Genomic DNA, 25,429 nt, shown 5'->3' with positions numbered 1-25,429 from the left:
GAAAGCCGCTGGGCCGGCCCGGGCCTAGCCCATCGGGTTGCCCAAGGAGTGGGCCAGTTCCTGCAGTTCCTTGACCATTTGGGAGCCCTGCTCCGGCGTGTAAGTGGCCTTGAGGGCTGTCACGGACAGGCCCAGGCTGGGACCGTGGGCGCCGCGGGTGGGGACAGAGACGGCGAGGCACACCACGCCGGTGGTGGATTCCTCGTCCTCGAAGGCAAAGCCCTGCTCGCGGATCTCCTTCAGCTGCGCCTTCAGTTCCGCGCCGGTGCGCAGGGATTTGGGGGTGAGCACCGGCAGTTCGGCGTCATCCGGGAACATTTCCTCCAGGTCATGGTCACGCAGCCGCGCGATCAGGGCCTTGCCCACGGCGCACAGGGACACCGGCATCTTGTCGCCGATGTTGGACGTGAGCCGCACGGCGGGGTGGCCCTCATACCGGGCCAGGTAAATGACGTTGGTGCCATCCAGCATGGCGATCCGCACCGTTTCGCGGGACAGGACGGAGGCCTGCTCGCAGTAGCGGTAGAACTCCTGCACCTCATCCATCCGGCCGAGATACGCGGCGCCCAGTTCCACCAGCTTGCGGCCCAGCGTGAACTCCGAGCCCTGCCGGCTGATCAGGCGGGCCTCCTCCAGCGCCAGCAGGAGGTTGGAGGTGGAGGACTTGGGGATTCCCACTTCGCGCGAGAGGTCACTCAGGGTGAGGCGGCCGGTGGCCGAGGCGGCAAGGGCATCCAGGACGGCTGCTGCCCGGGTGACGGCCGGCGCCGGCGAGGTGGCTCCCGCTTTGTCGGATGAAGCGGGGATGTGGGAATCGGCCATGATTCTCCTTAGGTCGCCAGGGCAGACTGCGGTTCCGTTCAGTCAACTGAACGCAATCCATCATAAGGGCCGCGTCGGCACCCTCCTCCCGTCAGGCCACGAGGCTGCTCAGGGTGCCGATGCCCTCCACGACGATGTCCACCCGGTCCCCGGGCTCGACGGGCACCACTGTGGCGGGTGCACCGGTCATCACCACATCCCCGGGTTCCAGGGTGAGCCAGGAAGTGACGTACACAAGGCAGTCCACCACTGTGGAGGGGAGGTTGAAGGTCCCGGAGGCGGCCTTCGCTGCTCCGTTAACGTAAACGTCGATGGACACCTTTTCGGGATCCGGGAGTTGGGTTTCTATCCACGGGCCCAGGGGCGTGTAGTTGACGCCTGACTTGCCTTGGAAATTCCGCTCGTCCACCGCGTTCTGGTCCACGTTGGTGACGTCGTTGACGCACGTGTAGCCCAGGACGTGCTCCAGGGCGTTCTCCACGGTCAGGCTGGCGGCTGTCCTGCCGATCACGACGGCGAGTTCACCCTCGGCATTGACCGTGCCTTTGCCGCGGACCGCGGTGATGGTGTCGCCGGGTCCGGCGACGGTGTGGACGGACTTGTGCCACGCCTGGATGGGCAGTGGGTGGTCGTTCAGGGTCCTGTTGTGGCCAATGCCCAGGACGACGGCGGGCGTCACCGGGGCGAGGAATGTTGCCTCGCTGTGGGTGGTGGCGCCGCCGGTGTAACGGAGGGTTTCCTCAAAGGGGTCGATGATGTGATGCCAGGTGCCGTCGCTTTCAACGGCGTGCTGCGGGCCTGCTGCTGTTTGGATTCTGGCGATGCGCACTTCTCTGCCCGTCCTAGTAGAAGTGGACCGTGTCCACGAGGTGGGGGAGGTCCCCGCCGTCGAGGAACGTCCGGAGGTTGCTGCAGAACCGTTCGGTGATGAGGCGGTTCTCGGCGGCGCTGAGGGCTGAGGTGTGCGGCGAGACCATGACCTTGGGATGGTTCCACAGGGGGCTGTCCTGCGGCAGTGGTTCCACGGCGAAGACGTCAAGGCAGGCGTAGCCCACCTGGCCGTTGTCCAGGGCCTCCAGCAGCGCCTCCTCGTCCACCACGGTTCCGCGGCCCACGTTGACGAAGGTGGTCCCGGGCTTCATGGCGGCGAACAGGTCCCGGTTGAACAGCTTTTCCGTGTAGGCGGTGCCGGGCAGGGTGTTGACGACGGCGTCTGCCGTGGCCAGGAGGGCGGGAAGCCCGGCGTTGTCCACCACCTGGTCGATTCCGTCGATGGGCTCCACGGTCCGCTTGGTGCCGCTGACCTTCATCCCCAGTGCCCGTGCGATCCGGGCGGTTTCCAGTCCGATTTCGCCGAGGCCGCTGATGACCAGGTTGGATCCATTGACCAGCCGGGTGGGGACCCGGAGGCTGGGCCAGGCCTTTGCAGCCTGGTCCTGGGCAAGTTCGGCGCTGCGCTTGAAGCCGTTGAGGATTCCCATCGCTGCGAACTCCGCGAGGGGCAGGGCGTGGACTCCGGCGGAGGTGGTGATCTTGAACTTCTGCAGGACGTCCTGGCTCAGGCCCGATGCCTTGACCGCTCCGCCCGCCCCGGCCGCCATCGCGTGGACCCACTCCAGCCGTGGGTTTTCCCGGGCGATGCGCGCCAGGCCGTCAGGACTCTCGTTCGGAAAGCCGTACAGCACGTCGGCACTGTTGAGCATTGCCCAGTAGCGCTCTTCCTGTTCAGCCGTCCGTTTGAAGGCCGGATCCCCTGCGTGGTCGGCCGGGAAGCGCTCCGGGGGCAGGAGGCCGGGCTCGTAAAGGACAGTGACGGTGGGGTCAACGGCGCGGATCTGGTCCACAAGCTCTGCTTCGAGCGGGACAGCGATGGCCACGGTCTTGGTGGAAGTCATGCGTACAGCATACTGGGTGATGTTCGACATATTGAACAGCGGGCGACACATGGTTCTTTTACTGCGATTAGTTTTTCAACGAATGACATTAGCCTGCTCCCCCCGACGCTTCCTGGCTGATTCTTGGAAGTCATCGGGTTTGCCTGCAGTCAGGTGGGTCCGCGACGTCACTGTCACAACGTCTTAGGGAGCACGTTTTGGATTCAAAGGACCATGAAGACAGGCTTGTCATGCTGGGGGTCAACGGCGGACCTGTCATCGCGCCCGGCGAGGCCCAGCCGGCACTCGCGCTTGTAGTCAACAATGCTGTCTACCTGGTGGATTGTGGGCTGGACAGTTCACGGCAGTTGGTCCACTCGGGGCTCGGCTTCGGCCCGGTTCGGAGCGTCTTTATTACCCACCATCACTTCGATCACACTTCGGGGCTGCCGGGGCTGCTGCTCCACGGGTGGACGGCCCGCCCGCCGCTGTCGTTCCTTGACCTGTGGGGACCGCCCGGGACCAAAGCCAAGGCAAGGAACCTCCTGGCCGGCTTCGAGGACGATATCTCCCTGTACCAGGCGGGTGGCGGTTTTGGCCCGTTTCCGGCGGTCGAAGGCCACGACGTCGAACTGCCTGCTGATGGCACCATCACTCCCGTCATGGAGGATGAGAACGTGGTGGTGGCCGCAACCAGGGTGTTCCACGGCCCGGAAGTGGCGGACTCCTATGCGTACCGGTTCACCATTAAATGCACGGGCAAGGTGGTGGTCTTTTCCGGCGACACTGCCGCCCATGATGCAAACCTGATTGCCCTCGCCAAGGACTGCGACGTTCTGGTCCATGAGACACAGGACAACTCCGCGGTTGAGAGAATCGCTGCCGGTCTTCCCGGGCCGCAGGCCGCCGAATTGACCAAGCACTTGTTCGAAGCGCATTCCAGCGTCCTTGAACTGCCGGCCATAGCCGCAGCTGCAGGGGCGGGGAAGCTCGTCCTGAGCCATTACACCCCCACCGTTCAGCCTCCGGAGGTGTGGCTGGCCATGGTGCTGCCTGCGGCCGAAAAAGCGGGATACACGGGAGAGATTGTCGCCCCCGCGGCTTTGGACGTAATTCCCCTGTGACCTGCTGGTTTACCGGAACCCGGAGGTATTTGACCCGGACAGGTTGAGTACGTCCTTCAGCATCGCCAGTGCCGCCCCCTTCGGGCTGGAGCGGCCGCCCTGGACGGTGATGTCCCCGGCGTCCGGGCACCTGAAGACCATGGCCTTCTCCGGTCCAGCAATGGCGAAAAGCGGGTCCCCCGGTGCCACGGCTTCCAAGCGGACCGTGACCATCATGGGCCGCTCCAGGGAGGCGGACGCCACGGCGCGTAAACGCAAGCCTTGCCCGGAGGCCTCCAGTGCCCTGGCGGCCGTGGAGGAGTCGATGGGCTCCGCCTCCACCGCAATGGTGGACACGTCCCAGTTCCAGAGAAGCCCGGCGATAAGCCGCACCTTCGTGGCCGCATCCTTCCCGGACAGGTCCGCGGAAGGGTCTGCCTCCGCGATGCCGCGGCGCTGCGCCTCCCGGACCGCGGACTCCAGCCCGGCACCGCCGGCAAGCTCATCCAAAATGAACGTGGATGTGCCGTTGGGGCAGGCCCGGAAAACGTTGCAGCCCATGCCCCGAAGGGCGACGCGGGCCATGTCCGCGGTGGGAAGCGCGGCGCCGGTGGCCCCCGAGATACGGATGCGGCTCCCGCCCTCGCTGGCGGCACGTTCGAGGTCCCGCCAGTGGCTGAGGATGTGGCTTTTGGTTGCTGTCACTACATCCACCCCACTCCGGAGCGCAGCAACCGCCTCCTCCAGGGCGCGCGCGTGGGCCTCCGGCGACGATGGCAGGGCCTGGACCAGGACAGTGGCGGCGGTCCGGGACAGCGTTTCCTCAATGGGCCCGGTTTGGTCCCATGACGAACGGGCGGGCACAGCGGAACCCGGCGCAAGGAAGGCTTCGGTCCCGTGACCGCGGATGGCAGCAAGCTGCAACAGGGGACCCTGCTCCAGAAAAGCATCGACAAAGGCGCGGCCCACGGCACCGAAGCCGGACAGGACCAGCCGCACAGGTTCTACCAACCGCCCCTACTTCTTCGTCATCCTGTACCGCTCAATCTGCCGCAGCCGCCGCAGGAGGCTGTCGCGCCGCGGGTGCGGGACGGCGTCGGGATCTTCTGCGGTGAGGTCGATGTGCTTGGTGCCGTACTGCCAGAGGAGGAGGTCATCCAGGAGCCGGTCCGGGCCGGGGGAGTAGCGGTGGTCCAGGGCCTTGCGGACTTCCGTGATCTGGTTGGCGCTGAGCAGTCCGGCCAGTTGCATGGTCTGGTTGAGCCCATGCGCGGCGAGAAGCTCGGCAGCCCAGCCCCAGTCATCGTCCACCTTGCGGTCCACGTGCGGGAGCAGGGTCCGCCAGACGTCCCGGATCCGGTTGGGCGTCAGCGGGGCCGCACCCTCGCCGTCCATGTCCCAGTAGCCGCGGACTTCCTCGTAGCTTTCGTGAAGGTCCGAGAAAGCAGTTTCCACGGTTTCCAGCATGGCCGCCGTGGCCGTGAACTGCCGGTCGAAGTGCGGCGTCCAGGCGCGGGGGTCCTCGGCCTTGAACCGGATATCGTGCTCAATCTCGCTCCACGCGTGCGCGAAAATGGTGCGGATCTGGCACTCGAAAAAGTAGCTGCCGTTGGGCTGCAGGTCCGGGTTGAAGACCTGCTGGTACTCCTTGACGGCTTCATTCTGGATGGTGCGCAGGATCAGGTGCCGGCTGGAATACCCGTAGGTGCCGGACTCGATGGAGCCGATGTCCTTTTCCCGGTCGCCGCGGCAGTCGAAAAGCTGCCGCTGGCGCTTGATGACATTGGCCACCGCGGCATTCTCCGCCGGCAGCTTGGTGATCACCCGGATGCCCACCATGTCATTGAGCGTGCGGAACGGGTCCGGAAACTTCAGGAGCCTCCGCCCGCCCGGTTCCAGCGGCTCCTCGGTGCGCGAGATCTTTTCCTTGAAGGATTCCACAGTCTTGGTGCGGCCGGTAACGAACAGCGGGTTAACCTCGCTGTCCTTCAGCATGTCCCGCAAAACAAGCAGGACATCACGGGTAACCAGCTTCAGGGCAGGCCGGACGCGCTCATAGATCTCCACGTTGTGCTGCACCGACTCACGCAGCGGTGCGTCCAGACTTTCCCAGTTACTCGGCATGGTCCCAGCTTACGGCCGGGGTCCGACAGGAAGCCTACGTTGCGGCGGCCGACGTGGAGCCGCGCACCACCAGCGAGGTCTCCAGGGTGACGCCGCCGGACCCCGGCGACTTCCCCTCCATGAGTCCGCGCAGCTGCTCCCCGGCCTTCTGGCCCAGGGCAGTGGCAGGCAGGTGCACACTGGTCAGGCCCGGATTGCTGGTGGCCGAATAGGGCAGGTCGTCGAACCCGGCCACGGCCAGCTCCTCCGGGATCCGGATCCCTGCCACGCGCGCTTCCTGCAGCACCCCGTACGCGTGGGTGTCGGTGGCGCAGGCGACGGCGGTTACTCCCGCGCGCTGCCAGTCCGGCCACGCTTCGGCGAACGCGCCCGCCGCGGCACCGACGTCGATGGTGGTGCTGATAATGCGCTCCGGGCTCACGGTGATGCCGCGCGAGGCGGCCTCCTCCAGGAACGCCGCGCGCCGGACCGCGAACGTCTCGGTGCCGGTCACGCTGTCCACGTAGGCAGCTTCCCTGTGCCCGGCGTCGGCCAGGTGCGCCGCCAGCTGGCGTGCCCCGCTGGCCACATCCAGGTTCACGGAGGGCGCGTAGGACTCGAGTCCCGGCGCATCAAGCAGGACAAGGGGCGACGGCGACGCGAGGTCTTCGAGGAACCCGGCGTTGGGTGCGTCCACCAGCAGCCCTGCCGGCCGCAGGGACATCAGGCGCCGGACGTCGTCGGCCTCCGGAAATTCGCCGGCCTCCGTGACGGACAGCAGCAGCTGGTACTGCGGGCCCAGCGACTCCCGCACCCCGGCGATCACCTTGGCGAAGAACGGGTTGGAGATGTCCGGCGCCACCAGGATCACAATCGAGCTGACGCCCTTGGCCAGGGAACTGCCGATCCCGTCCACCACGTACCCCAGCTCCGCAATGGCCTCCCGCACCCGGGAAATGTTGTCCTCGGCCACGCGCCCGGCGGTCTTGCCATTGGCCACCAGCGACACCGTGGCCACCGAAACGCCGGCCCGCGCAGCGACCATCGCCGCCGTCACCCGCCGCGGCCGTGGCCGTTGCTGCTGCACCTGTTCCCCGGAATCCATACTTTGATCGTAGTAGTCCCCGGCGCGGACGGATTGCGGGCTCTGCAGGCCTCCACGACCAGGCGGGCTGGCTTCCTTGTCCCACATGGCATCAAGCGTTTGACGTTCGGCAATGCACCCCATCACGTTAAGCGCTTGACGCAGCCCACAAAACCCTGCCATGATCACTCGCGGAATACTCAAGACCCCTGCCCGCAAGGCAGGCCCCAATGACGTGGAGCACTATCGTGGAACCAAATCCCCAAGCGAGCCAGCACCGGACGGGTTCAACAGAACCCCGGAAGATCATCCTGGACTGCGACCCCGGCCACGATGACGCCGTGGCCCTGCTGCTGGCACACGGCAACCCCAACATCGAACTGCTGGCCGTCACCACGGTGGTGGGCAACCAGACCCTCGAAAAAGTCACCCGCAACGCCCTGGCCGTCGGCACCATCGCCGGCATTACCGGCGTCCCCTTCGCCGCCGGCTGCCCCCGCCCGCTGGTCCGCAGCATCGAAACCGCACCGGACATCCACGGCGAGTCCGGCATGGACGGCCCCGCGCTCCCTGAGTCCACCATCGGGCTCGACCCGCGCCACGCCGTCGACCTCATCATCGACACCGTCATGGCGCACGAGCCCGGTACCGTCACCCTGGTCCCCACCGCCGGCCTGACCAACATCGCCCTGGCTGCCCGCAAGGAACCGCGCATCGTGGAACGCGTCAAGGAAGTGGTCCTCATGGGCGGCGGCTACCACGTGGGCAACTGGAGCGCCGTGGCCGAGTTCAACATCATCATCGACCCCGAGGCCGCCCACATCGTCTTCAACGAAAAGTGGCCCGTGGTGATGGTGGGCCTGGACCTCACCCACCAGGCGCTGGCCACCCCGGAGGTCGTGGAAAAGATCGCCGCCATCGGTACCGGGCCCGCCAAGTTCGTCACCGAACTGATGGACTTCTTCGCCCACACCTACAAGGACGCGCAGGGCTTCGACCACCCGCCGGTCCACGACCCCTGCGCCGTCGCGTACGTCATCGACCCCAGCATCGTCAGCACCCGCAAGGTTCCCGTGAACATTGAACTCCAGGGCACGCTGACCTTGGGCATGACCGTGGCGGACTTCCGCGCCCCGGCCCCCGCCGACTGCCACACCAGCGTGGCCGTGGACCTGGACCACGCACGGTTCTGGGACCTCGTCACCGACGCGCTGGTCCGCATCGGCGAGCCGGGCGCCAATGCCAAAGCGGACGACGGCGGCAGGCACCAAGGTGCAGACTGCACCCAAGGCAGCACGGCCGACGTCGTACGCCCGGAAAGTGCCCAGCTCACCGCCGGAGGCGTCAAGTAGATGGCCACCGCAACCATGACTGAAACAAAGACCGGCCGCGGCAACATCGCCGCCCTCATGACCGCCCTGCTGGCCGCCTGCGTTGCGTTCCAGCTCAACGCCTCCATGCTCAGCCCCGCCCTGGTGACCATGGGCCAGGAACTCAAGGCGGACCAGGCCCTGATCGGCCTCTCCCAGACCTGGTTCTTCACCGCCGCCGCGCTGTTCTCCCTGTTCCTGCCGCGCCTGAGCGACATCATCGGCCGCAAGAAGGTCCTGGTGGGCATGATGCTGCTCATGGCCGTGGGCTCCGTCATCGCAGCGCTGGCCCCGGACATCACGTGGCTCTTCGTGGGCCGCATCATCCAGGGCGTCAGCGGCCCCACCGTCCCGCTCTGCCTGATCATGCTGCGCTCCGCCGTCAGCAACCCCCGCAAGTACGGCACGCTCATGGGCCTCATCACCGCAGTCAACGGCGGCGTGGCCGGCGTGGACTCCTTCGTGGGCGGCTACTTCGCCGAGCACTTCGGCTTCCGCAGCATCTTCTGGCTGATGGTGGTCCTGGCCCTCGCGGCCACCGCCCTCATCATGTTCCTCGCCACCGAGAGCAAGCCCGGCGCCGGCACCCGGATGGACTGGCGCGGCGTGTTCTTCATCGTGGTGGCCGTGGGCGCCCTGCTCACCGCGCTCAACGAAGCAGCCAAGCTCGTGGCCGGCTTCGACTCCGGCACCCTGCTGCTGAGCCTTGCGCTTGTGCTAGTGTCCGCCGCCGCGTTCTTCGCGTTCTGGCGCACCGAACAGCGCGCCGCCCAGCCCATGGTGGAAACGGTGCACCTGCGCCAGCGCGCCACCTGGGCACCCCTGCTCACCACCACCCTGACCATGACGGGCATCTTCGCGGTGATCAACGGCATCGTGCCCGCCTACGTCCAGGCCGCGGACCCCGGTTTCGGCGTGGGCCCCACCGAGATGTCGCTGATCATCCTCACCCCGTACGCCCTGCTCGGCTGGCTGGTGGGCCCGCTCAGCGGACGCCTCGCCCCGGTGCTCGGGTACACCAGGGTGCTGCGGATCGGACTGCTGGGCAGCATCGCCGCGCTCGCCGTCATCGCCTTCCTGGGCCTGCATAGCCTGCCGATGATGATTGCCGGCACGGTCTTGCTGGGCATCATGTACGCCGGTACGGTCAACATCATGCTCAATGGACTCGGCGTTGTCCTTTCACCCGCCGGCAACCCCGGCTTCCTTCCCGGCATGAACGCCGGCGCCTTCAACCTGGGCGCGGGCCTGAGCTTCCTCATCCTGCCCGCCGTCCTGGTGGCGGCCTCCGCACTTGGCGATGCGACGGCGTCGTACCTGACCGTCGTGGTGGTCGGCCTGGCGCTGACCGTGGCAGCGTTCGCGGCGTCGCTGCTGATCCCCAAGCCGGTTGAGGCCGAGGTAGCCCCATGAGTGCCGCCGCTGCCGCTCCAGGCCGGATCGTCGTCGTCGGCTCCCTGAACGCCGACCTCACCATCTACTGCGAGCGGCTTCCGCAGCCCGGCGAAACGGTCCAGGGCAACGGGTTCGCCGTGAACCCCGGCGGCAAGAGCGCCAACCAGGCCGTGGCCGCGGCCCGGCTGGGCGGGCACGTCAGCCTGGTGGGCGCCGTGGGGGAGGATGCCAACGGCAACATGCTCGAGGCCTCGGTGGCCGGCGCAGGCGTGGACGTCAGCCATGTGCGCACATCAAGCGAACCCACCGGTGTCGCCGTGATCGCCGTGGACGCCCGCGGCGAGAACAACATCATCATCTCGGCCGGCGCCAACGGAACGCTGTCCCCGGCGGACGTGGCCGGCGCCGCGGAGGTCCTGGAGGGGGCCGCCGTGGTAAGCCTCTGCCTGGAAGTCGGCATGGAGACCGTGCTGGCCGCCGCACAGGCAGGGCACGACGCCGGCGCAACAGTTTTGCTGAACCTGTCGCCGTATGCAGAGATCCCGCCAGCCCTGGCTGGGTTGGCAGATGTCCTCCTGGTCAACGCGCACGAGGCCGCGCTGTTCCTGGCTTCTGAAGTTCCGGGGGCGGACGCTGCTGCTGAGGAGTGGGACGCGGTGCGGGAACGGTTTGCCGGCCACGGGATCCATCAGGCCCTGGTGACCCTGGGCTCGCAGGGGTCCGTGGTGCTGGATTCACTCGCAGCGCCCGGCGCCCGGGTGACCCGGATCCGGCCCACCACGGTGGCCGCCGTGGACACCACCGGGGCCGGGGACGCCTTCACCGGTGCCGTGGCGGTGCGGCTGGCCGCGGGCGATGCACTCGCCGATGCCGCCGCATTCGCCTCCGTTGCCGCGGCGCTGGCCACCACCCGCAAAGGGACGCAGGCGGCGTATCCGGAAGCGGCCGACGTCGAACGCCGCCTCAGTACCGCCTAACCCCCGTCGATTGCTCCGTACTTGTCGTTTTCGCGCCCCAAAACGGCGTTTACGGAGCAATCGATTCCGGAAGGGTGAGGCCGGTGTGCTCCGCGAGCCGGGACAGCAGGGCGTCCTGGAACCGCGGATCAATGGCGGCCGGGTGCGGGGCCTGCCGGCGCTGGTGGTACCAGTAGCCGCCGCTGCCCAGCGCTGCCGGATCGTCAGTGGTGGCCAGCCACTCCTGGGTGCGGTGGCCCAGTTCCAGGCTGTCCGGGGCAGACCGCCCGCCCATCCGGGTGGGCACCCAGCCGGGATCCACCGCGTTGCTGGCGACGCCCGGCACCAGCCTGGCCACGGCTGCCGACAGCGCAGTGACGTGCAGCTTGGTGGTGGAGTAGGATGCCGTCGTCGTGCGTCCTGCCCAGTCCAGGCCGTCCAGGCCGTCGTCGCCGCCGCGGTGCATCCCGCTGCTCAGGTAGATGAGCCGGCGGGGGCCGGGAATGAGGGCGGTGAGCACGTACGGGGCCACCACGTTCACCGGAAGCAGCGCCGCGCCGCTGAGGACGCCGGCATTGTGGATGACGGCGTCGATGCCGCCGATTCCGTTGACGTCCTCCGCGATTTTCCGGACGTCCGCCAGGATGGCCAGGTCCCCGACAACACTCTGCGCCCCGCGGTCCAGCAGGTGCTGGACTGCGGGGATCCGCTTCAGGGACCGCGCGTGCACGATCACCTCGTGGCCGTCCCGCAACAGCGTGTCCGCCGCCGCGAGGCCAAGTCCGTCGGTGGATCCGGTGATGAAGATGCGTGCCATGTCCGGCCCTTCTTTCGCTCGTCGTCGCCCTGCCGCTACCGCCTGGTGCTGCCGGATGCCACGCGGACCGCCTCTTCGGAGAAGACCTGGTCTACGGCGCCCGGAGCAAAGATCTTCCGCATGACCAGGGTAGCGAGCCCCGAACAGGCAGCCTGGTCCTCCGGATGCCCTGTTTCCACCACCAGGCCCTCGCCGATGCGGTCCACCACATCGGCGAGAACGCGCTCTCCCACCTGCTCTGCGAAAAAGTCCAGGGAACCCAGGTCACCGCCCAGGACCAGCCGGTCCGGGTTGAGCGTTGTGACGGTGGCGGCCAGGGCGCTGCCCAGCACCTCCGCTGCCGACTCAACGGCGCCGAGCACGGCCGGGTCGCCGGCCCAGGCGGCGGCGCGGATGTCAGCCATATTCCTGAAGCCCCGGCCGCTGAGCTTTTCGCTGAGTGCCCTGCCGGAACTGTAGGCGGCGAGGCAGCCGCGGCGGCCGCACCGGCAGAGCGGGCCGTCCGGGGTCATGCGGATGTGCCCGATGTCCCCCGCCGCACCGTGGGCGCCCCGCAGGATGGAGCCTTCCACCACAATGCCGCAGCCAATGCCGGTGCCCACTTTCACGTACACCACGGTTTCGGCATCGCTCCTGCGCTCGCCCAGGCCGGCCGCCCTGGCATCATTTTCGACGACGAGGGGCAGGTCCCAGGATGCGGTGACCGCTTGCACCACGGAGTCGTCTGCCCAGCCGGGGAGGGTGGTGGGGTGCCGGACGTGCCCGGTGTCAGCCTCCACGGGGGCCGGAAGGCTGACACCGATGCCGAGCAGGGTCTCGTTCTTTCCCTGGGCCAGCAGCTCCTGCCCTTCCCGGATCAACGGACCCAGCACGGACTCGGCGGGAGCGCTGACATCGAGGGTCTTCGTAAAGGAGCGCAGCTGCCGGCCGGTGGTGTCGGCGATGCTCACCGTTCCGTGGGTCTGGCCCAAGGTGATGGCGAGGACCACCCTGCCCCGGTCTTCGAACCGGATCTTCCGCGACGGGCGGCCCCCGGTGGACCCCAGCGGTTCGGCTTCGTAAATGTAGCCCCGCCGCGTCAGGGTATCCAGCCGTTCATACAGGGTGGCACGCGACATCCCGGTGGTGGAAAGGAGCTGCTGCCGCGACAGCCCATCCCCGGCGCGGATCAGCTCCAGCAGGTGTCCGTGCGACGTCGCCCCAACCAGTCCCGCAGGCACTCTTTCAACCGTCACTCCGGCCCCCTTTCCCGGTTTCCCAGCCTACTTCCCCGGACGGTTCTCCTGGGCCGGCCCCACCCACTCAAGCGCCGCAGCCGCTGTCCAGGCCTGGGCGAGGCTTCCCAGGGGCTCCCCGGTGAACGGCTCGTAGTACTCGCCGAACTGCAGGTCGGAAAGCTGTTCAAGGGACGCCGACCTGAGCGCGTCGACCAGGGCGGTCTCGCCGTCGCGGGCACAGGCCCAGCCAAGCAGCAGGTTGAGGAAAGGCCACACCGGTCCGCGCCAGTACGTCCGCGGCCGGAAGGCCTCACTGGCTGGAGAGGTGGAGGGCGGCAGGGCGAACCGAAGGCCCGGGAACCCCATCCACCGCGGTCCCAGCAGGAGCTCCCGCTGGGCTGCGAGAAGGGCGGGGTCGCCGCCGGCGACGAGGGGAGCGAAGCCCGAGACAGTTTCGGTGCCGATCCACTCCCGGGCCAGCACATCGTAATCGCGTGCCAGCCCTGTGGCCGGGTCCACGGTTGAGGCAACGCCCTCCCGGAAGCGGGTGGCCATGCTTCTGAGTTCTTCGGCGTCCTGGTCCCGGCCGATTTCCGCAGCAAGTCCTGCCAGTACCTCACTGGAGGCCGCCATGATGGCGGAAAAGAAGACGTCGCGGACACGGAAATCCACGGTGTCCTGCACGGCGGCGTCATCGAACCTGACCTCCGCCATTTGCTGCACCAGCCACAGGTACTTGGTGTATTCGGCGTCGTCCGGCCGTTCGCTGGCGTCCGCGACGTGCAGGACGTCGCGGCGGGTGAAGGGCGGCACGGTTCCCGGCACGATCCGCGAGTAGGGGCCGTCCCAGCGGGGGGAGTTGTCGAAGCCCGACTCCCAGCCGTGGTGGATTTCAACAAGTCCCACGCCGTCGGGGTCCCGGACGGTGGCCAGCCACCGGTGCCACGCCAGCCAGCCGTCAAAAGATTCGGCCAGGAACGCCTCGGCCACCTCCTGGTCCGCGCCGCCGTTTTCCCGTCCGCGGTCCACGATGTGGCGCAGGGCGATGGCGTGCACCGGCGGTTGGCAGATGCCGCTGCTTTTGATGCCTTCCGGCAGCGCCGCGGCGTCCGCCGTTCCCCACCGGTCGAAGCCCGGGAAGTAGCCGGTGTGGTTGTCACTGAAGACGATGTGCGGAATCATCCCCGTGGACCACTGCGCCTTGAGGAGGCTGCGCAGCTCCGTCACGGCACGCGGAACGCTGGTCCGGGCCAGGCCGATGGCAACGAACGCCGCGTCCCAGCTCCACATATGGGGGTACAGGTTGGGGGCGGCACTGGTCATGGTGCCCAGGTCATTGATCTTCAACACTTCAATGGCGGCTGAGCGCAGTTCTTCCATGGACAGGGAATGGGTCGGGTTCATGAGGCCTCCAGTGCCATTGACGTTTCGCGGTCATAGACGCGCATGGTGTTCGGGGCGAAGCCCAGCCAGATGGTCTGGTGGGGTGCCGTCTTGAAGGTGGGGGGTGCCTGCACCTTGAGGGTGTGTCCGTCGACCTCAACGGTGAGCAGGATGGTGGATCCCATCGGCTCCACCACCAGGACCGTAGCGGCCACATCGCCGGAAGACCGGGTGCTGCTAACCGTCACGTTTTCGGCGCGGACCCCAAGGAGGACGTCCTTGCCCGCGAAGGAACGCAGGATGGACGGGGCCATGAGCCGCTGTTCACCCAGGACCAGCGTGCCGCCGTCGTGGCTGACTGCTGCGTCCAGGAAGTTCATCGGCGGCGAACCGATGAAGCCGCCCACGAACCGGTCGGCGGGTGCGTCGTAGACGTCCAGCGGGTCACCCAGCTGCGCGATCCGGCCCTTCCGCATCACCGCAACCTGGTCTCCGAGGGAAAGTGCCTCGCTTTGGTCGTGCGTGACGTAAACCGTGGTGGTCCCGAGGTCCTGGACGATCTTCTTGAGCTCGGACCGGAAGGTCAGGCGCAGCAGGGCATCGAGGTTGGACAGCGGTTCATCCATCAGCAGGACGTCGGCGTCCATGACGATTGCACGCGCAACGGCGACCCGCTGCCGCTGGCCACCCGAGAGGTTCGCCGGCAGGCGGTCCAGGTAGGGGCCCAGTTGGAGGAGATCTGCTGCCCACTGGACCTTGCGTTCGATCTCGTCGGCAGGAACCTTCGCCATCCGCAGCCCAAATCCGATGTTGTACCGGACCTTCCGGTGCGGGAACACGGCATACGACTGGAACACCATGGACAGGTTGCGTTTGTTGGGCGGCAGGTAGGTGACGTCGCGGCCGCCGATGGAGATGGAGCCGGAGTCCGGCAGTTCAAGTCCGGCGATCATCCGGAGCAGGGTGGTCTTTCCGCAGCCGGAAGGGCCAAGGAGGACGGTGAATTCACCGTCCGGGATGGACAGGGACACGTCATCGGTCGCGCGTTCGGATCCGCCCGGATAGGTCTTGACGAGGTTGGAGATTTGGATGTCAGCCACGATCGGCTCCTTCAAAAGAATGGTGGTGAGCGGGGGAGGGGCCTAGCGGATGGTTGAGCCCCACATGTTGGTGAGGTACCGGCGCATCAGGGCGATGAAGATGATGGACGGGATGACCAGGGCAAAGCCCCCGGCGAACCTGTAGGCCAGCGGTGAGTCTGACAGCGAGCTGAGGACCTGCGCGGGCAGGGTGCGGTGGTCGAGGGTGAGGATTGACGCGCCCAGCACTTCATTCCAGGACATGACGAACGTGAAGATCGACGCCGCGGCGAGGCCCGGCAGTGCCATGGGCAGCACCACCCTGCCGAACGCCCCCAGCGGTGAGCAACCAAACAGGCGGGCAGCTTCCTCAACATCAACGGGGACGCTGAGGAACACGCTGGCCGAGATCAGGATGGTGGTGGGCAGCGCCAACGCCGTGTGGAGCAGGATGACGGCGTAGGTCGTGTCGTAGATGTCCACGGTGAGGAAGAGCCGGGCCAGGGGGACGGACAGCACCACGATGGGCAGGGCGCGGGTGAACAGCAGGAACAGCTGGTAGGGGTCCTTGCCGGGGAAAGTGAACCTGGCCAGCGCGTACCCTGCAGGGACTCCGATCAGTGCCGACAGCAGGAGTGTGCCGGCGCCAACAATCAGTGAGTTGCCCAGGGCTCCGAAGATTCCCGTGGAGCCGAGGAAAGCGTTGAGCGTGTCCACGGAAAGGTTTGTGGGAAGGAGCGACAACGGAAACTCGTTGAACGATTCCCGGGTGGAAAGCGCCGCAAGCGAGATCAGGTAGATGGGAATCAGCATGAAAAGCGAGACGGCGATGCATGCGGTCTGCAGCAGGATCCGGTTCCGCCTTCTCCGGGCGATGGGGGTGGTGTCCACAGTGGTGCTCATCGGAGCCCTCCCTGGTTCTTGTCGCGGAGGGCCCGCAGGTAGAAGATCGATGTCAGCATGGACACGACGAGGATGACGAGTGCCAGCGCCGCAGCGACGTTGGGGTTCTGCAGCCCGGTGTACCAGCGGTAGGTTTCACCCACCACCAGGGGAAAGTTCTGGCCCGTGAGCGCCTGCGCCACCGCGAAGGTCTGGAACGCAAGGATGGTCCGCAGGATCAGTGCCACCTGGAGGCTCGGCTTCAGCAGCGGCAATGTGACGTGCCGCAGGCGCTGCCAGAATGTGGCGCCGAAGACCTGCGCGGCCTCGTCGTAGTCCTTGGGGATGCCCTGCAGCCCCGCCACCACGATGATGAGCACCAGGGAGGTTGCGCGCCAAAGTTCGGCGATCAGGACGCAGATGAACATGCTGGTCTGGTTGTCGTACGCCAGCCAGGAGGTGCCCTGCAGTCCGAACCAGGAAAGGACCGAGTTCAGGTACCCGCGGTCGTTGAAGATTGCGAGCCAGACCAGGCCGGCCGCCAGGTCGCTGAGCGCCAGCGGTATGGCCCAGACAAAGAAGTGGACTTTGTGAAGCCGGGGGTTGCTCCGCAGCATCAGGGCCATGGCGATGGCGAGGGCGAACTGCAGCGGGATCATGACCACGATCAGCAACAGCGTGTTGCGTACCGCCGGCCAGAAGTATGGGTCCTGCACCATGCGGTTGACGAACTCAAAGGTGAAACCCTGGTCATTCCTGAAGGCCTGCAGGACGCCCTGGATGACGGGCCATCCCAGCAGCAGCGCCATGAATATCACCGAGGGGGCTATCAGCAGGACGGCCGGCGGTATCCTGCGCCGGCGTGGCGGCGCAACAGTTGCCGCGGGGGTGGGGGGTGCCTCTACGGCCATTACGCTACCTCGCACTTCGTGGAAACCGGATCGGGCGCCCAGCAGGGAACATTCAAGCCCTTCAGGATGGTGTTCAACTGCGTCGCCTGCGTATCGAGGACCTGCTGGATGGGCCGGGTTTCCAGGCAGATCTGCTGGAAACAGTTCTTGAAAATCTGCGACACTTCGCCCTCTTTGGCGCCGAGGCCCACCGGGGGAAGGGCCAGGAGGGCGCCGGCAGACCGCTGCTGCCGGCGGACTGCGGCAGCTTCGAGCGCAATAGCGCCGGTCAAGTCGGAGGGAAGCTCCGTTTGGACCACCGGGAAGAAGGCGTTGCTGCGCAGGGTCTCGATCTGGGACGCGGGTTCGGTCAGGGCGCGAATGGCCTTTTCGGCGAGGTCGCGGTCCTTGCCATTTTTTGGCAGGGCCATCCCGGCGATGATCAGCATGTAGCCGCGGCCCTTGGGCCCTCGTGGTGCGGGGACCATGAGCCAGTCGTCGGGCTTGTCAGCAGGGGCATGGACCAGGCGGGCCACGTGGTCCCAGGCGACCAGGACCTCGCCCCGCGCCAGGGGTTCCTGCATGTAGTCATAGTTGGTGGATGCCGGTGCCATCGCGGACCACAGCTCCTGCATGTAGTCCCAGCCGGCTGCGGCATCCTGGTTCCGGAACGTGGTGATCTGCCCGCCGGTGAAGCTGGGCAGCAGGAAACCCTGGTAGAAGCGGTGGTGCAGGCCTTTTGGTCCGGCGGGCATCCCGAAGACGGGCCGGCCAGCTCCTTGTTTAGCCGCCTTGGCCCATGCGAGGTAGCCCTCGTAGGTAAGGTCGTTGACGTCCACCCCCGGGGGCAGCCACTCCAGGGCCTTCTTGTTCACTGCCACCACGTAGGTTGCCTGCATCCAGGGGACATACCGCGAGGTGGAACCGCCCACCTTGGTCAGCTCGAGCATCTCCTTCGTGAAGCCGCGCCCTGACAGGTCCCTGAGGAGGCCATCGACATCCTCCAGGGAGTCGGCCAGCGGAGCGAGCTCACCGTGAAGTCCGCCCAGGAGCGAGGTCTTCACGTTGCCCGCGCTCGCCTGGGAGGTCACCGTGGAGGCGAAGACGCCGGGGTCCACGGAGTTGTAGGCGGTGGGGACTTTCGCGAATTTCTTGAGGACTGCCTCGTACCGCTGCTTTTCCTCCACGGGCGTGAACTGGGTGGAGAGGAAGCCCACGGTTCCCTGGCCGGCTGCTGCGCCGCTGGTATCAAAACCTGCACAGGATGCGAGGAAAGGGGCCGACATGGCCGTTCCCAGTCCGGCCAAAAGGAGGCTCCTGCGGGAAACGGGCCCTCGCTGGGGATGAAATTTCGGGTCGTTCATTGAATGCTCCGATCGAGTGTGCGCCACTGCACAAACTTTCGTTTAAGCATTAGACATAAGTCGGAGGGTGTCAACCCTTCGGTTCGAACGCCAATTGACAGAAAGGGTTCACCACGACAGCGGAAAGCGGCCCGGCGTACGCCGGGCCGCCTTCTGTGCGGACTCATCCAAGCCGGCCCCGTACCGGAGCCAAGTGGAGGTCAAAGGAGGGTTCGGCTCAGCCGCGCTTCCGGCCCAGGATCAGCGCCAGCAGGCCCCCGAAGACCAGAAAGAGCAAACCCACCACCAGCAGCCCGGTGTTGATGCCGGTGTCGGCCGGGGGCGTGGACCCGGAGGCGCTGGCCCCTGCCGGCGCGGCGTCCCCGGCGCCCCCGGCGGCTGCGGCCGTGTGGGCGGTGTGGGCGGTGCGGCCGGAGGGATGGACCACGGAAGAAACCGTGCCGCCCAGGAAGGGGGCCGCGGTGTGGGTGGCGGGAATCGTGACCGGCGTTGCCGGCGTGGTGCCGGCGGCATGGGCGGCTACGCCGTTCGAGGCCAGAAGGCCGCCTGCGATCACGGCGCTGAGCAGGCATCCACGGATAGTGCGGTGCATCATTTGGAAGTTCTCCTGAAAGTTGGATCGGGCCTACTGCTTAGCCCGGGACTGGCTTATTCCGCGTTGGGGCGCAGAGGGGCCTCAACTAGTCAGGAAAGGATCCGGGGTAGAAGGACACACCGTCCGGGGCAGTGGGCAGACTGCCCTGGACGGCGGCTGAGCCGGCCGCCGGGATCTGCAGGTTATGGGTGTTCAGCCAGGCGGGCATGGCGGTGCCATTGCCGGACAGGCTGCTTCCGCCGGTGGCACCGGGGACGCCGGGCAGCGGATCAGCCGGCCTGCGGGACGGCGGGCTGTGCGGATCCGTCGCCGTCAGCAGCGGCCTCCCGGCGGACGGCTCCATCCGCGGGTCGCACGGCAGGCTGTTGCTGTGAAACTTCCCATGGGACAGCGGGATCTCGAGGAGGGGCCGGGCGGAAGCCGGCGCTGTGCCGCCTGCCCCAACTTCCAGTTCGGCCGGCCGGGCAGGCGCAGCATCACCCGCCTGCGGAATGTCGGCACCCGCAGGGAGGGGTGCCATGGCCGTGGGCGGGGGTGCAGTGGGTGCCGCCAAAGGAACGGCGCCGATGACCGGCTCAAGGACCGGCGCAAGCGGCTCCAGGGCCGCGCTGGCCACGGGAACAACGGCTCCTACCGTTTCGCCGGCCACGCCGTCCACAGTGCCAACGGCCGGATCCACCACTGCTGCCACGGCCCCTGCCGGTACCACGGTGCTGACCACGGGAACAGCCTGCACCACGTCATCGGCCACGGCGGTGACCTCCTCCATGGCCGGGCGGAGGGGTGGAATTGCGTTAGGTGACGGGGTGTCCGGGGCGCTTGCCGGTCCGGATTCCACTGGTTCCAGGACGTCCCCGGCCCGGTGACTGAGGGTGGCGGCAGCCGATGCCAGCGCGGACGGGCCGGCTCCAGGAAGCGGGTCCCCGGGAGCGGAGGTATCAGCGGATGCCCCCGCGGCGGATAAAGCGATCCACGATGCGGCTGCCGCCACCGCGAGCAGAAGGGGGCGCAGGAACGTCCAGGCAGCCAGTCTTGACTTCACCTAGTACGCCTCCCCCCAGAGTTACCTGCAAACAATGCTGCCCACCATAAGCACAGCCGTGCAGCAGAGTCCAACCACCTGGGGAACGCCACGAACACCAGGCGGTCACATGTTTGCCCTGCTCAGGCCGCGTCGGTCGGGGCGGCCCGGTGGTCAATGTCCGCGGTCAGGGTGTCAATGCGGTCCATGGCTTCACTGAGTTTCTCGACGGCGGCCCACAGGTCCGGCTGCTGCTGGCGGACCTGTTCCAGGGTGGCCCCGGCGGAGCGGAGGGATCCGAGGTCGAAACTGACATTGGTGCGGGCGCCGGCCACCGCCGCACGGAGGGCGCCGAACGCGACCACGACATCTGCGACCAGTGCCCGGTTGCCGTTGGTGGCCAGCCAGGCGAGGTCGTCGATCGCCTGGATGGCCCGTTCGCCAAGGACAGCAGAGGATGCTGCGGCTTCCAGCGACGCGCGGCGGATTGCCTCGTCCCGTTCCGCGCCCGGTTCCAGCCGGAAGGCGGCGCCGAAGGCTTTGGAGGCGGACGCGTCGTCATCAGCCAGCTCCAGGGCTTCCCGGCGCAGCGCCCGGGCCCGCGCCCGTATCCCGGCCGGCTCCCCGCCGTCGTCCTCCCCATTGCCGCTGTAGCCGGCGACCATCGACGTCAGCGATGCCGCCACCGCCAGCATCAGGCCGGTCCCCGCGCCCCCGCCCGGCGAACCCGTGGACTCCGCCAGCGCGCGTGTCCACTCCTCAACAGTCGAATCCTGGGTGGTTACTTCAGCCTCTTCCATGCCAGGAACCGTGCCCACAAGGGCCACCGGCTAAACGGAAACAGCCGCAATGCCTGCGCTGGCCCAGTTATGGCGGCGGGACCCTGGAAAGTCCACGGTCCCGCCGTCGTTAACCACCCCAAAAGTGGGCCAGTGTGACACTCACCCGCCGGCGGGCGCCTGTAGTGTCGGCAAAGTGCAGCGGCATAGATACCAGTACGGCCAGGACCCCAGCCAGTGGGGCGAGCTTTTCCTGCCGGATCTTCCGGCCGCCAGCAAGCACCGGGGCGTGGTGGTGGTGATCCACGGCGGCTACTGGCGCTCCGCCTACGGCGCCGAACTGGGGGAGCCGCTGGCGATGGACCTGGCGGAGCACGGCATGGCCGCCTGGAACCTGGAGTACCGCCGGGCGGGCAACGGCGGGGGCTGGCCGGGCACCTTCCAGGACATCCTTGCGGGCATCGACAAGCTTGCCGCGCTCGCAGGGCCCCACTCGTTGGACCTGGGCAAAGTGGTGGCGCTGGGGCATTCGGCCGGCGGCCACTTGGCGGTGTGGGCGGCGGGCAGGGACCGGCTGGATGGGCTTGGGACGGCGGAGGCCCGCCAGGTAAATAACACGAACGACGGCGTCCGCCTCACCGGGGTGGTCAGCCAGTCCGGGGTGCTGAACCTGGCCGACGCCGAAAGGCTGGGCCTCAGCAACGGCGCCGTGGACAACCTGCTGGGCGGACCGTCGTCGGACTTCCCCGGACGCCACCGCGTGGCCGACCCGATGGCCGTGCTGCCGCTGGACGTTCCGGTCTACGCCGTCCACGCGACGGAAGACAACGACGTTCCTCTGCGCATGTCCACAACGTACGTGGACGCCAGCCGTTCCGCAGCCGTTCCGGCACGGCTGGTCACGGTGCCGGGGGACCACTTCGCGCTCATCGATCCGGCCGCGGAGGCCTATGTGACGTGCCGGGAACTGGTTGGAAAGCTGCTCGGCTGACACGAACTGCTGACGCCGGCCGGTTTCTGGCAGAGTATGACCATGCTCACAGTGATCGGCGAAGGCCTTGTTGACGTTGTCCAGCGCGCTTCCGGAATCGAGGCCCACGTGGGCGGAAGCCCCCTGAATGTCGCCGTGGGCCTGGCCCGGCTGGACCACCCGGTGCAGTTCATTGGCCGTTACGGCCGGGACGCGTACGGCGACTCGGTGGCTGCGCACCTGCGCGCCAGCTCCGTCATGCTGCCGATGCCCCCGGACGAGTTGCCCACCAGCGTGGCCACCGCACTGATTGACGACGACGGCGCCGCGACCTACACCTTCGACCTCGCCTGGGAGCTGCCGCACCTGGCAGACCGGCTTGGCTTCATGCTGCAGGGAACCACCCTGCTGCACACCGGCTCCATTGCCACCATGCTGGCGCCCGGGGCCACAGAAGTGCTGGCCGCCGTCGAATACGCCCACCCGTCCGCCACCATCAGTTTCGATCCCAACTGCCGGCCCAGCATCATCACGGACGTGGACTTTGCCCGGCGCCAGGCCGAAAAGTTCGTCACGTTGTCCGACGTGGTGAAAGCGTCCGACGAGGACCTTGCGTGGCTTTATCCGGGACAGGATGTGCTGGATTCGGCCCGCAAGTGGCTGGCGCTCGGCGGGGAGGAAGGCCCTGCGATGGTGGTGGTTACCCGCGGTGCGGACGGGCCGTGGGGTGTGTGCCGTGCCGGTGAAGCCGCTATTCCTGCGCCCAGGGTGGAAGTGGCGGATACCGTGGGGGCTGGGGATTCCTTCATGGCGGCGCTGCTGTCCGGCCTGGTGGACCGGGAGCTGGACGGCGCCCAGAACCGGCAGGACCTGCGCGACCTTCCCGTCGAGGGACTCTCCGAACTCCTGGCACACGCCGCCCGCGCCGCAGCCGTCACCGTGTCGCGCCCGGGTGCCAACCCGCCGACCCGGGAGGAGCTCCACGGGGCTGAGGCCACGGAGGGTTAGAAGGGCCTAGAGCTGCGGGACGCAGGGACCGCTGCCCAGCAGGGCCAGCCCGGCGAGGTCACCCGCAGCGAAGTTCCTGACGCCCATGTTTTCCGCATACATCAGTTGCGTCGGATCATTCACGTGGTCCAGGCCCAGCACGTGTGCCAGTTCGTGCATGATGATGGCGCGCACCTCCGCCGCGCCGTCCGGGCGGCTGGCGATGATGCCGGCAAGGTCAGGGGCATCAAGGCGCACCTGGCCGGCTTCGAGGACCAGCGGCTGCCCGGCGGCCTCCACGTAACCGCTCCCGCCAAGGCCCGCAACATTTCCGGCAAGGCCCGGCGTTTCCATGGGCGTTGACCAGGCGATGAGTACCGGTACCCACCGCTTTCCGTAGCGGTCCGGCTGGAAAGCAGACCGGTCATCCGACGGCGCTTCCGTGGTGGGTCCGTCATAGACAAACTGCAGCCCGGAGGCCTGGGAGACTGCTGCCACTGCCTCCCGGACCAGGACATTGCCACCCGGCAGCGCGTTATCCGGCCGGACAACGTAATGGACCGGGCGGCACGGATCGTACGCGACCAGCCGCTGGCCCTCTTTCGGCGACTCCTGCAGCACAAAGGCAGCGGAGCCCGTGCTTGCGGGTGGCGTGCCCAGGGGTGCGGAGGCTGCCTCATGCCCCGGCGGCGGCATTTTCGCCCCCGGCAGGTAGGGGGCTGCGGCGGGAAGAACCACGCGGTCGAAGAGCGTCGGCGTGAAGTACAGGCAGACCACCAGGGCGATCCCAAGGACTGTCCGCAACCGGACCGTCCGCGACGGAGCGGTCCGCTTCGACCGGAACCCTTCTCTTCCCGCCCTGCTGCGGAACTTCTTCCGGCGCCGTTGAGGGGCTTCAGCACTGCGCCAGGGCGAAGGAGCCTCCGCCCTTCCGTACGCTTCATCGATGGCCCATTGCGGGATACGTCCACTGGGGGAGCGCCGGACGTTTGGCGGCGCGAACCCGCCGGGCATGTCCTGATGAGACTTATCGTCATTCCCGAAGCCGTGCACCGGCACCCCCTGATTCCTGCCGCCCGCCGGCCAACCCTTCCAGCCTAGGGGCGGGCTGCCCGGCCTTGCCGCGGGAAAGGCGCAGGATTTGAGCAAGAAAGGCGGCCCCGGATGCAGGCCGCTCCGGGGCCGAAGTGGAGGCCCGAGGCCACATCGATTGCTCCGTAGATGCCGTTATGAGGGGTCAAAAGGGCGTTTACGGAGCAATCGATGAGGCTTTACTCCTTGCCGAGCCCTGCGGCCGGGGTCTTTCCGTTCGAGACGCTGTTGAGGGCGCGCAGGTCGAAGATGCCGTTGATGTCGGCCTGCTTGGTGGTGCCTGCGGTCACGCCGTCGGCCAGGAGCTTCTGGTAGGTTCCGGCCAGCGGGTCAACGGTGAAAACGATGTTCTTCAGGGAGCGGTCAATGACATCCGCCTTCAGTTCGGCGCCGGCTGCTTCCTTGAGGGCTGCATTGATGACGGTGGCCTTGTCGCCGGCAGAAGCGCTGTTGAGCCATTCGACCGACTTCGCGTGGCCCTTCAGGAGTGCCTTGACGGTGTCCGGGTGGTCTGCCGCGAACTTCTGGTTCACGATCAGGATGGTGGTGGGGAACTCGCCCGGCTTGCCGGACAGCGAACCGTCCCACAGGTCCTTTTCGTCCACCAGCACCTTCGCGCCGGCATTCAGCACCAGGCGTGACGCCCACGGCTCAGGCAACCACGCACCGTCGAGCTTTCCGTCCTGGAACAGCTTGAGGGTCTGGGCGTTCTCCGTGGGGTTGATGGCCACGTCACCGCTGCCGTCCACCCCGGTCTTGTACCCCTGGGAGGAGAGCCAGGCGCGCAGGGCCACGTCCTGGGTGCCGCCCAGCTGCGGGGAGGCGAGGGTCTTGCCTTTGAGGTCCGCGGCGGAGGTGATGTCCGGCTTGACCACCAGCTGCGCCCCGCCGGCTGCGGCGCCGGCGATGATGTTGATCGACTGGCCCTGGCTCTTCACGAAGGAGTTGATGGCCGGGTTCGGGCCGATGTAGGTGGCGTCGATGGCCCCTGCGTTCAGGGCTTCGATGGCTGCCGGGCCGGCGTTGAACACCTGGGTGCTGAGCCTGGTGCTGCCGAGTTCGTCCTTGATGAAGCCTTTGCTGACGCCCACGAGGGCCGGGGCATGCGTGACGTTTCCAAAGTAGCCGAGCTTCAGTTCGGCCGCGGGGTTGCCTGACGGGGCAGCCTCCTGCGAGGCTGCCGGTGTCCCGCTGTTCACGGCGGACGCGACGGCGGCGCCCCCACCGATGAGGGCCAGGACGGCTGCCGCGATTCCGATCTTCAGGCCGAGCGGGCGTGTGGGCTTGGCGGGCTGCCCGGCGACGATGCGGGTGGAGCCGTGCTGGTCTTCCGGACTCTTGTCCTGCTGGTTTGCCATGGGGAAATCCTTTGCTGGGGTGGGTGGTGAGACGAGATTACGGAGCGCCCAGCGGCCCCACAATCAACCCCGTAGCGGGCGTTCATGCAGCGACGCGAACGCTCAACGCGGCGTAGTGCGGCGTCAAAAATCGTCGTGCGGGGACGCTGTTCGGAGGTCCGGCGGAGGGGGCCTGTCCGCAGTCGGGACGCAACGGCGGCCTTCGATGCCATCAGCAGGTGCGGGCCGTGATTCGCGTGCCGCATTGTGGGTACGTGCACGGCATGGGGATTTTGTAAAACTAATCAA

Annotated in this window: 24 protein-coding genes; 6 read left to right on the top strand and 18 right to left on the bottom strand. The window is 67.3% G+C overall.

Going from position 1 to position 25,429, the window contains the following annotated elements:
• Positions 1-24: 24 nt before the first annotated feature.
• From BACI349Y_RS19335 to BACI349Y_RS19325, 3 genes are all read right to left on the bottom strand, one after another.
• Positions 25-822, bottom strand: coding sequence for an IclR family transcriptional regulator (locus BACI349Y_RS19335; RefSeq protein WP_159634744.1), 798 nt, complete (start codon positions 820-822; stop codon positions 25-27).
• 91 nt (positions 823-913) lie between these two features.
• A complete protein-coding gene (locus BACI349Y_RS19330) occupies positions 914-1,651 on the bottom strand; it encodes a fumarylacetoacetate hydrolase family protein (RefSeq protein WP_159634741.1) in 738 nt (245 codons plus the stop codon).
• Between the two features lie 13 nt (positions 1,652-1,664).
• Positions 1,665-2,717: a D-2-hydroxyacid dehydrogenase gene (locus tag BACI349Y_RS19325; RefSeq protein ID WP_159634738.1), complete on the bottom strand. Its 1,053-nt coding sequence runs from the start codon at positions 2,715-2,717 to the stop codon at positions 1,665-1,667.
• A 197-nt stretch (positions 2,718-2,914) separates the two neighbouring features.
• Between BACI349Y_RS19325 and BACI349Y_RS19320 the strand changes: the two genes are divergently transcribed.
• A complete protein-coding gene (locus BACI349Y_RS19320; RefSeq protein WP_159634735.1) occupies positions 2,915-3,820 on the top strand; it encodes an MBL fold metallo-hydrolase in 906 nt (301 codons plus the stop codon).
• A gap of 9 nt (positions 3,821-3,829) precedes the next feature.
• Here BACI349Y_RS19320 and BACI349Y_RS19315 read toward each other — a convergent pair whose 3' ends face one another.
• Genes BACI349Y_RS19315 through BACI349Y_RS19305 form a run of 3 tightly spaced genes read right to left on the bottom strand, consistent with a single transcriptional unit; the run spans position 3,830 to position 6,947 of the window.
• Positions 3,830-4,810, bottom strand: a complete 981-nt coding sequence (locus BACI349Y_RS19315) for a homoserine dehydrogenase (RefSeq protein ID WP_159634732.1) — start codon at positions 4,808-4,810, stop codon at positions 3,830-3,832.
• Between the two features lie 6 nt (positions 4,811-4,816).
• Positions 4,817-5,923: a GTP pyrophosphokinase gene (locus BACI349Y_RS19310; protein ID WP_159634729.1), complete on the bottom strand. Its 1,107-nt coding sequence runs from the start codon at positions 5,921-5,923 to the stop codon at positions 4,817-4,819.
• A 34-nt stretch (positions 5,924-5,957) separates the two neighbouring features.
• On the bottom strand, positions 5,958-6,947 hold the full coding sequence (locus tag BACI349Y_RS19305) for a LacI family DNA-binding transcriptional regulator (protein WP_442858430.1): 990 nt from the start codon (positions 6,945-6,947) through the stop codon (positions 5,958-5,960).
• A 269-nt stretch (positions 6,948-7,216) separates the two neighbouring features.
• Between BACI349Y_RS19305 and uriH the strand changes: the two genes are divergently transcribed.
• Genes uriH through BACI349Y_RS19290 form a run of 3 tightly spaced genes read left to right on the top strand, consistent with a single transcriptional unit; the run spans position 7,217 to position 10,728 of the window.
• The gene (uriH, locus tag BACI349Y_RS19300) at positions 7,217-8,338 is read left to right on the top strand and encodes a uridine-preferring nucleoside hydrolase UriH (RefSeq protein WP_159634723.1); all 1,122 of its coding nucleotides are present in this window, start codon (positions 7,217-7,219) and stop codon (positions 8,336-8,338) included.
• Between the two features lie 15 nt (positions 8,339-8,353).
• Complete coding sequence (gene uriT, locus BACI349Y_RS19295) at positions 8,354-9,769, top strand: uridine transporter UriT (RefSeq protein ID WP_201302482.1); 1,416 nt, start codon at positions 8,354-8,356, stop codon at positions 9,767-9,769.
• Positions 9,766-10,728: a ribokinase gene (locus BACI349Y_RS19290; RefSeq protein ID WP_159634717.1), complete on the top strand. Its 963-nt coding sequence runs from the start codon at positions 9,766-9,768 to the stop codon at positions 10,726-10,728. Before uriT ends, BACI349Y_RS19290 begins: the two co-directional genes overlap by 4 nt.
• A gap of 49 nt (positions 10,729-10,777) precedes the next feature.
• On the opposite strand, the gene BACI349Y_RS19285 is transcribed toward BACI349Y_RS19290, so the two are convergent.
• The 10 genes from BACI349Y_RS19285 to BACI349Y_RS19240 all read right to left on the bottom strand — a co-directional run bounded on the left by BACI349Y_RS19285 (position 10,778) and on the right by BACI349Y_RS19240 (position 20,755).
• Positions 10,778-11,524, bottom strand: coding sequence for an SDR family NAD(P)-dependent oxidoreductase (locus tag BACI349Y_RS19285; RefSeq protein ID WP_159634714.1), 747 nt, complete (start codon positions 11,522-11,524; stop codon positions 10,778-10,780).
• A 35-nt stretch (positions 11,525-11,559) separates the two neighbouring features.
• Entirely contained in the window at positions 11,560-12,759 is a 1,200-nt protein-coding gene (locus BACI349Y_RS19280) for an ROK family transcriptional regulator (protein WP_159634711.1), read from the bottom strand.
• Positions 12,760-12,786: 27 nt separating this feature from the next.
• Positions 12,787-14,145, bottom strand: a complete 1,359-nt coding sequence (gene ggh, locus BACI349Y_RS19275; RefSeq protein ID WP_159634708.1) for a glucosylglycerate hydrolase — start codon at positions 14,143-14,145, stop codon at positions 12,787-12,789.
• Entirely contained in the window at positions 14,142-15,224 is a 1,083-nt protein-coding gene (locus tag BACI349Y_RS19270; protein ID WP_159634705.1) for an ABC transporter ATP-binding protein, read from the bottom strand. The genes ggh and BACI349Y_RS19270 overlap by 4 nt, the downstream gene beginning before the upstream one ends.
• 42 nt (positions 15,225-15,266) lie before the next feature.
• Complete coding sequence (locus tag BACI349Y_RS19265; RefSeq protein ID WP_159634702.1) at positions 15,267-16,106, bottom strand: carbohydrate ABC transporter permease; 840 nt, start codon at positions 16,104-16,106, stop codon at positions 15,267-15,269.
• The gene (locus BACI349Y_RS19260) at positions 16,103-16,996 is read right to left on the bottom strand and encodes a carbohydrate ABC transporter permease (RefSeq protein ID WP_159634699.1); all 894 of its coding nucleotides are present in this window, start codon (positions 16,994-16,996) and stop codon (positions 16,103-16,105) included. Before BACI349Y_RS19260 ends, BACI349Y_RS19265 begins: the two co-directional genes overlap by 4 nt.
• Positions 16,996-18,261 (bottom strand): ABC transporter substrate-binding protein, encoded by a 1,266-nt coding sequence (locus tag BACI349Y_RS19255; protein ID WP_224024125.1) that lies wholly within the window; start codon positions 18,259-18,261, stop codon positions 16,996-16,998. The genes BACI349Y_RS19260 and BACI349Y_RS19255 overlap by 1 nt, the downstream gene beginning before the upstream one ends.
• Positions 18,262-18,556: 295 nt before the next feature.
• On the bottom strand, positions 18,557-18,934 hold the full coding sequence (locus tag BACI349Y_RS19250) for a hypothetical protein (RefSeq protein WP_159634693.1): 378 nt from the start codon (positions 18,932-18,934) through the stop codon (positions 18,557-18,559).
• 85 nt (positions 18,935-19,019) lie between these two features.
• The gene (locus BACI349Y_RS19245) at positions 19,020-19,976 is read right to left on the bottom strand and encodes a hypothetical protein (protein ID WP_159634690.1); all 957 of its coding nucleotides are present in this window, start codon (positions 19,974-19,976) and stop codon (positions 19,020-19,022) included.
• A gap of 122 nt (positions 19,977-20,098) precedes the next feature.
• On the bottom strand, positions 20,099-20,755 hold the full coding sequence (locus BACI349Y_RS19240) for a cyclodeaminase/cyclohydrolase family protein (protein ID WP_159634687.1): 657 nt from the start codon (positions 20,753-20,755) through the stop codon (positions 20,099-20,101).
• Between the two features lie 175 nt (positions 20,756-20,930).
• Between BACI349Y_RS19240 and BACI349Y_RS19235 the strand changes: the two genes are divergently transcribed.
• Both BACI349Y_RS19235 and BACI349Y_RS19230 read left to right on the top strand, forming a co-directional pair.
• On the top strand, positions 20,931-21,725 hold the full coding sequence (locus BACI349Y_RS19235) for an alpha/beta hydrolase (RefSeq protein ID WP_159634683.1): 795 nt from the start codon (positions 20,931-20,933) through the stop codon (positions 21,723-21,725).
• Between the two features lie 42 nt (positions 21,726-21,767).
• Positions 21,768-22,712 carry a carbohydrate kinase family protein gene (locus BACI349Y_RS19230; protein WP_159634680.1) on the top strand — a complete coding sequence of 315 codons (945 nt, stop codon included), beginning with the start codon at positions 21,768-21,770 and terminating at the stop codon, positions 22,710-22,712.
• 6 nt (positions 22,713-22,718) lie between these two features.
• Here BACI349Y_RS19230 and BACI349Y_RS19225 read toward each other — a convergent pair whose 3' ends face one another.
• The gene (locus BACI349Y_RS19225; protein ID WP_236560941.1) at positions 22,719-23,495 is read right to left on the bottom strand and encodes a matrixin family metalloprotease; all 777 of its coding nucleotides are present in this window, start codon (positions 23,493-23,495) and stop codon (positions 22,719-22,721) included.
• A gap of 467 nt (positions 23,496-23,962) precedes the next feature.
• Positions 23,963-25,141 (bottom strand): ABC transporter substrate-binding protein, encoded by a 1,179-nt coding sequence (locus BACI349Y_RS19220; RefSeq protein ID WP_159634674.1) that lies wholly within the window; start codon positions 25,139-25,141, stop codon positions 23,963-23,965.
• Positions 25,142-25,429 lie beyond the last annotated feature (288 nt).

The organism is Arthrobacter sp. 8AJ, from assembly GCF_902506025.1.
Lineage (GTDB): Bacteria > Actinomycetota > Actinomycetes > Actinomycetales > Micrococcaceae > Arthrobacter.
This window is presented reverse-complemented; position numbering and strand designations above follow the sequence as displayed.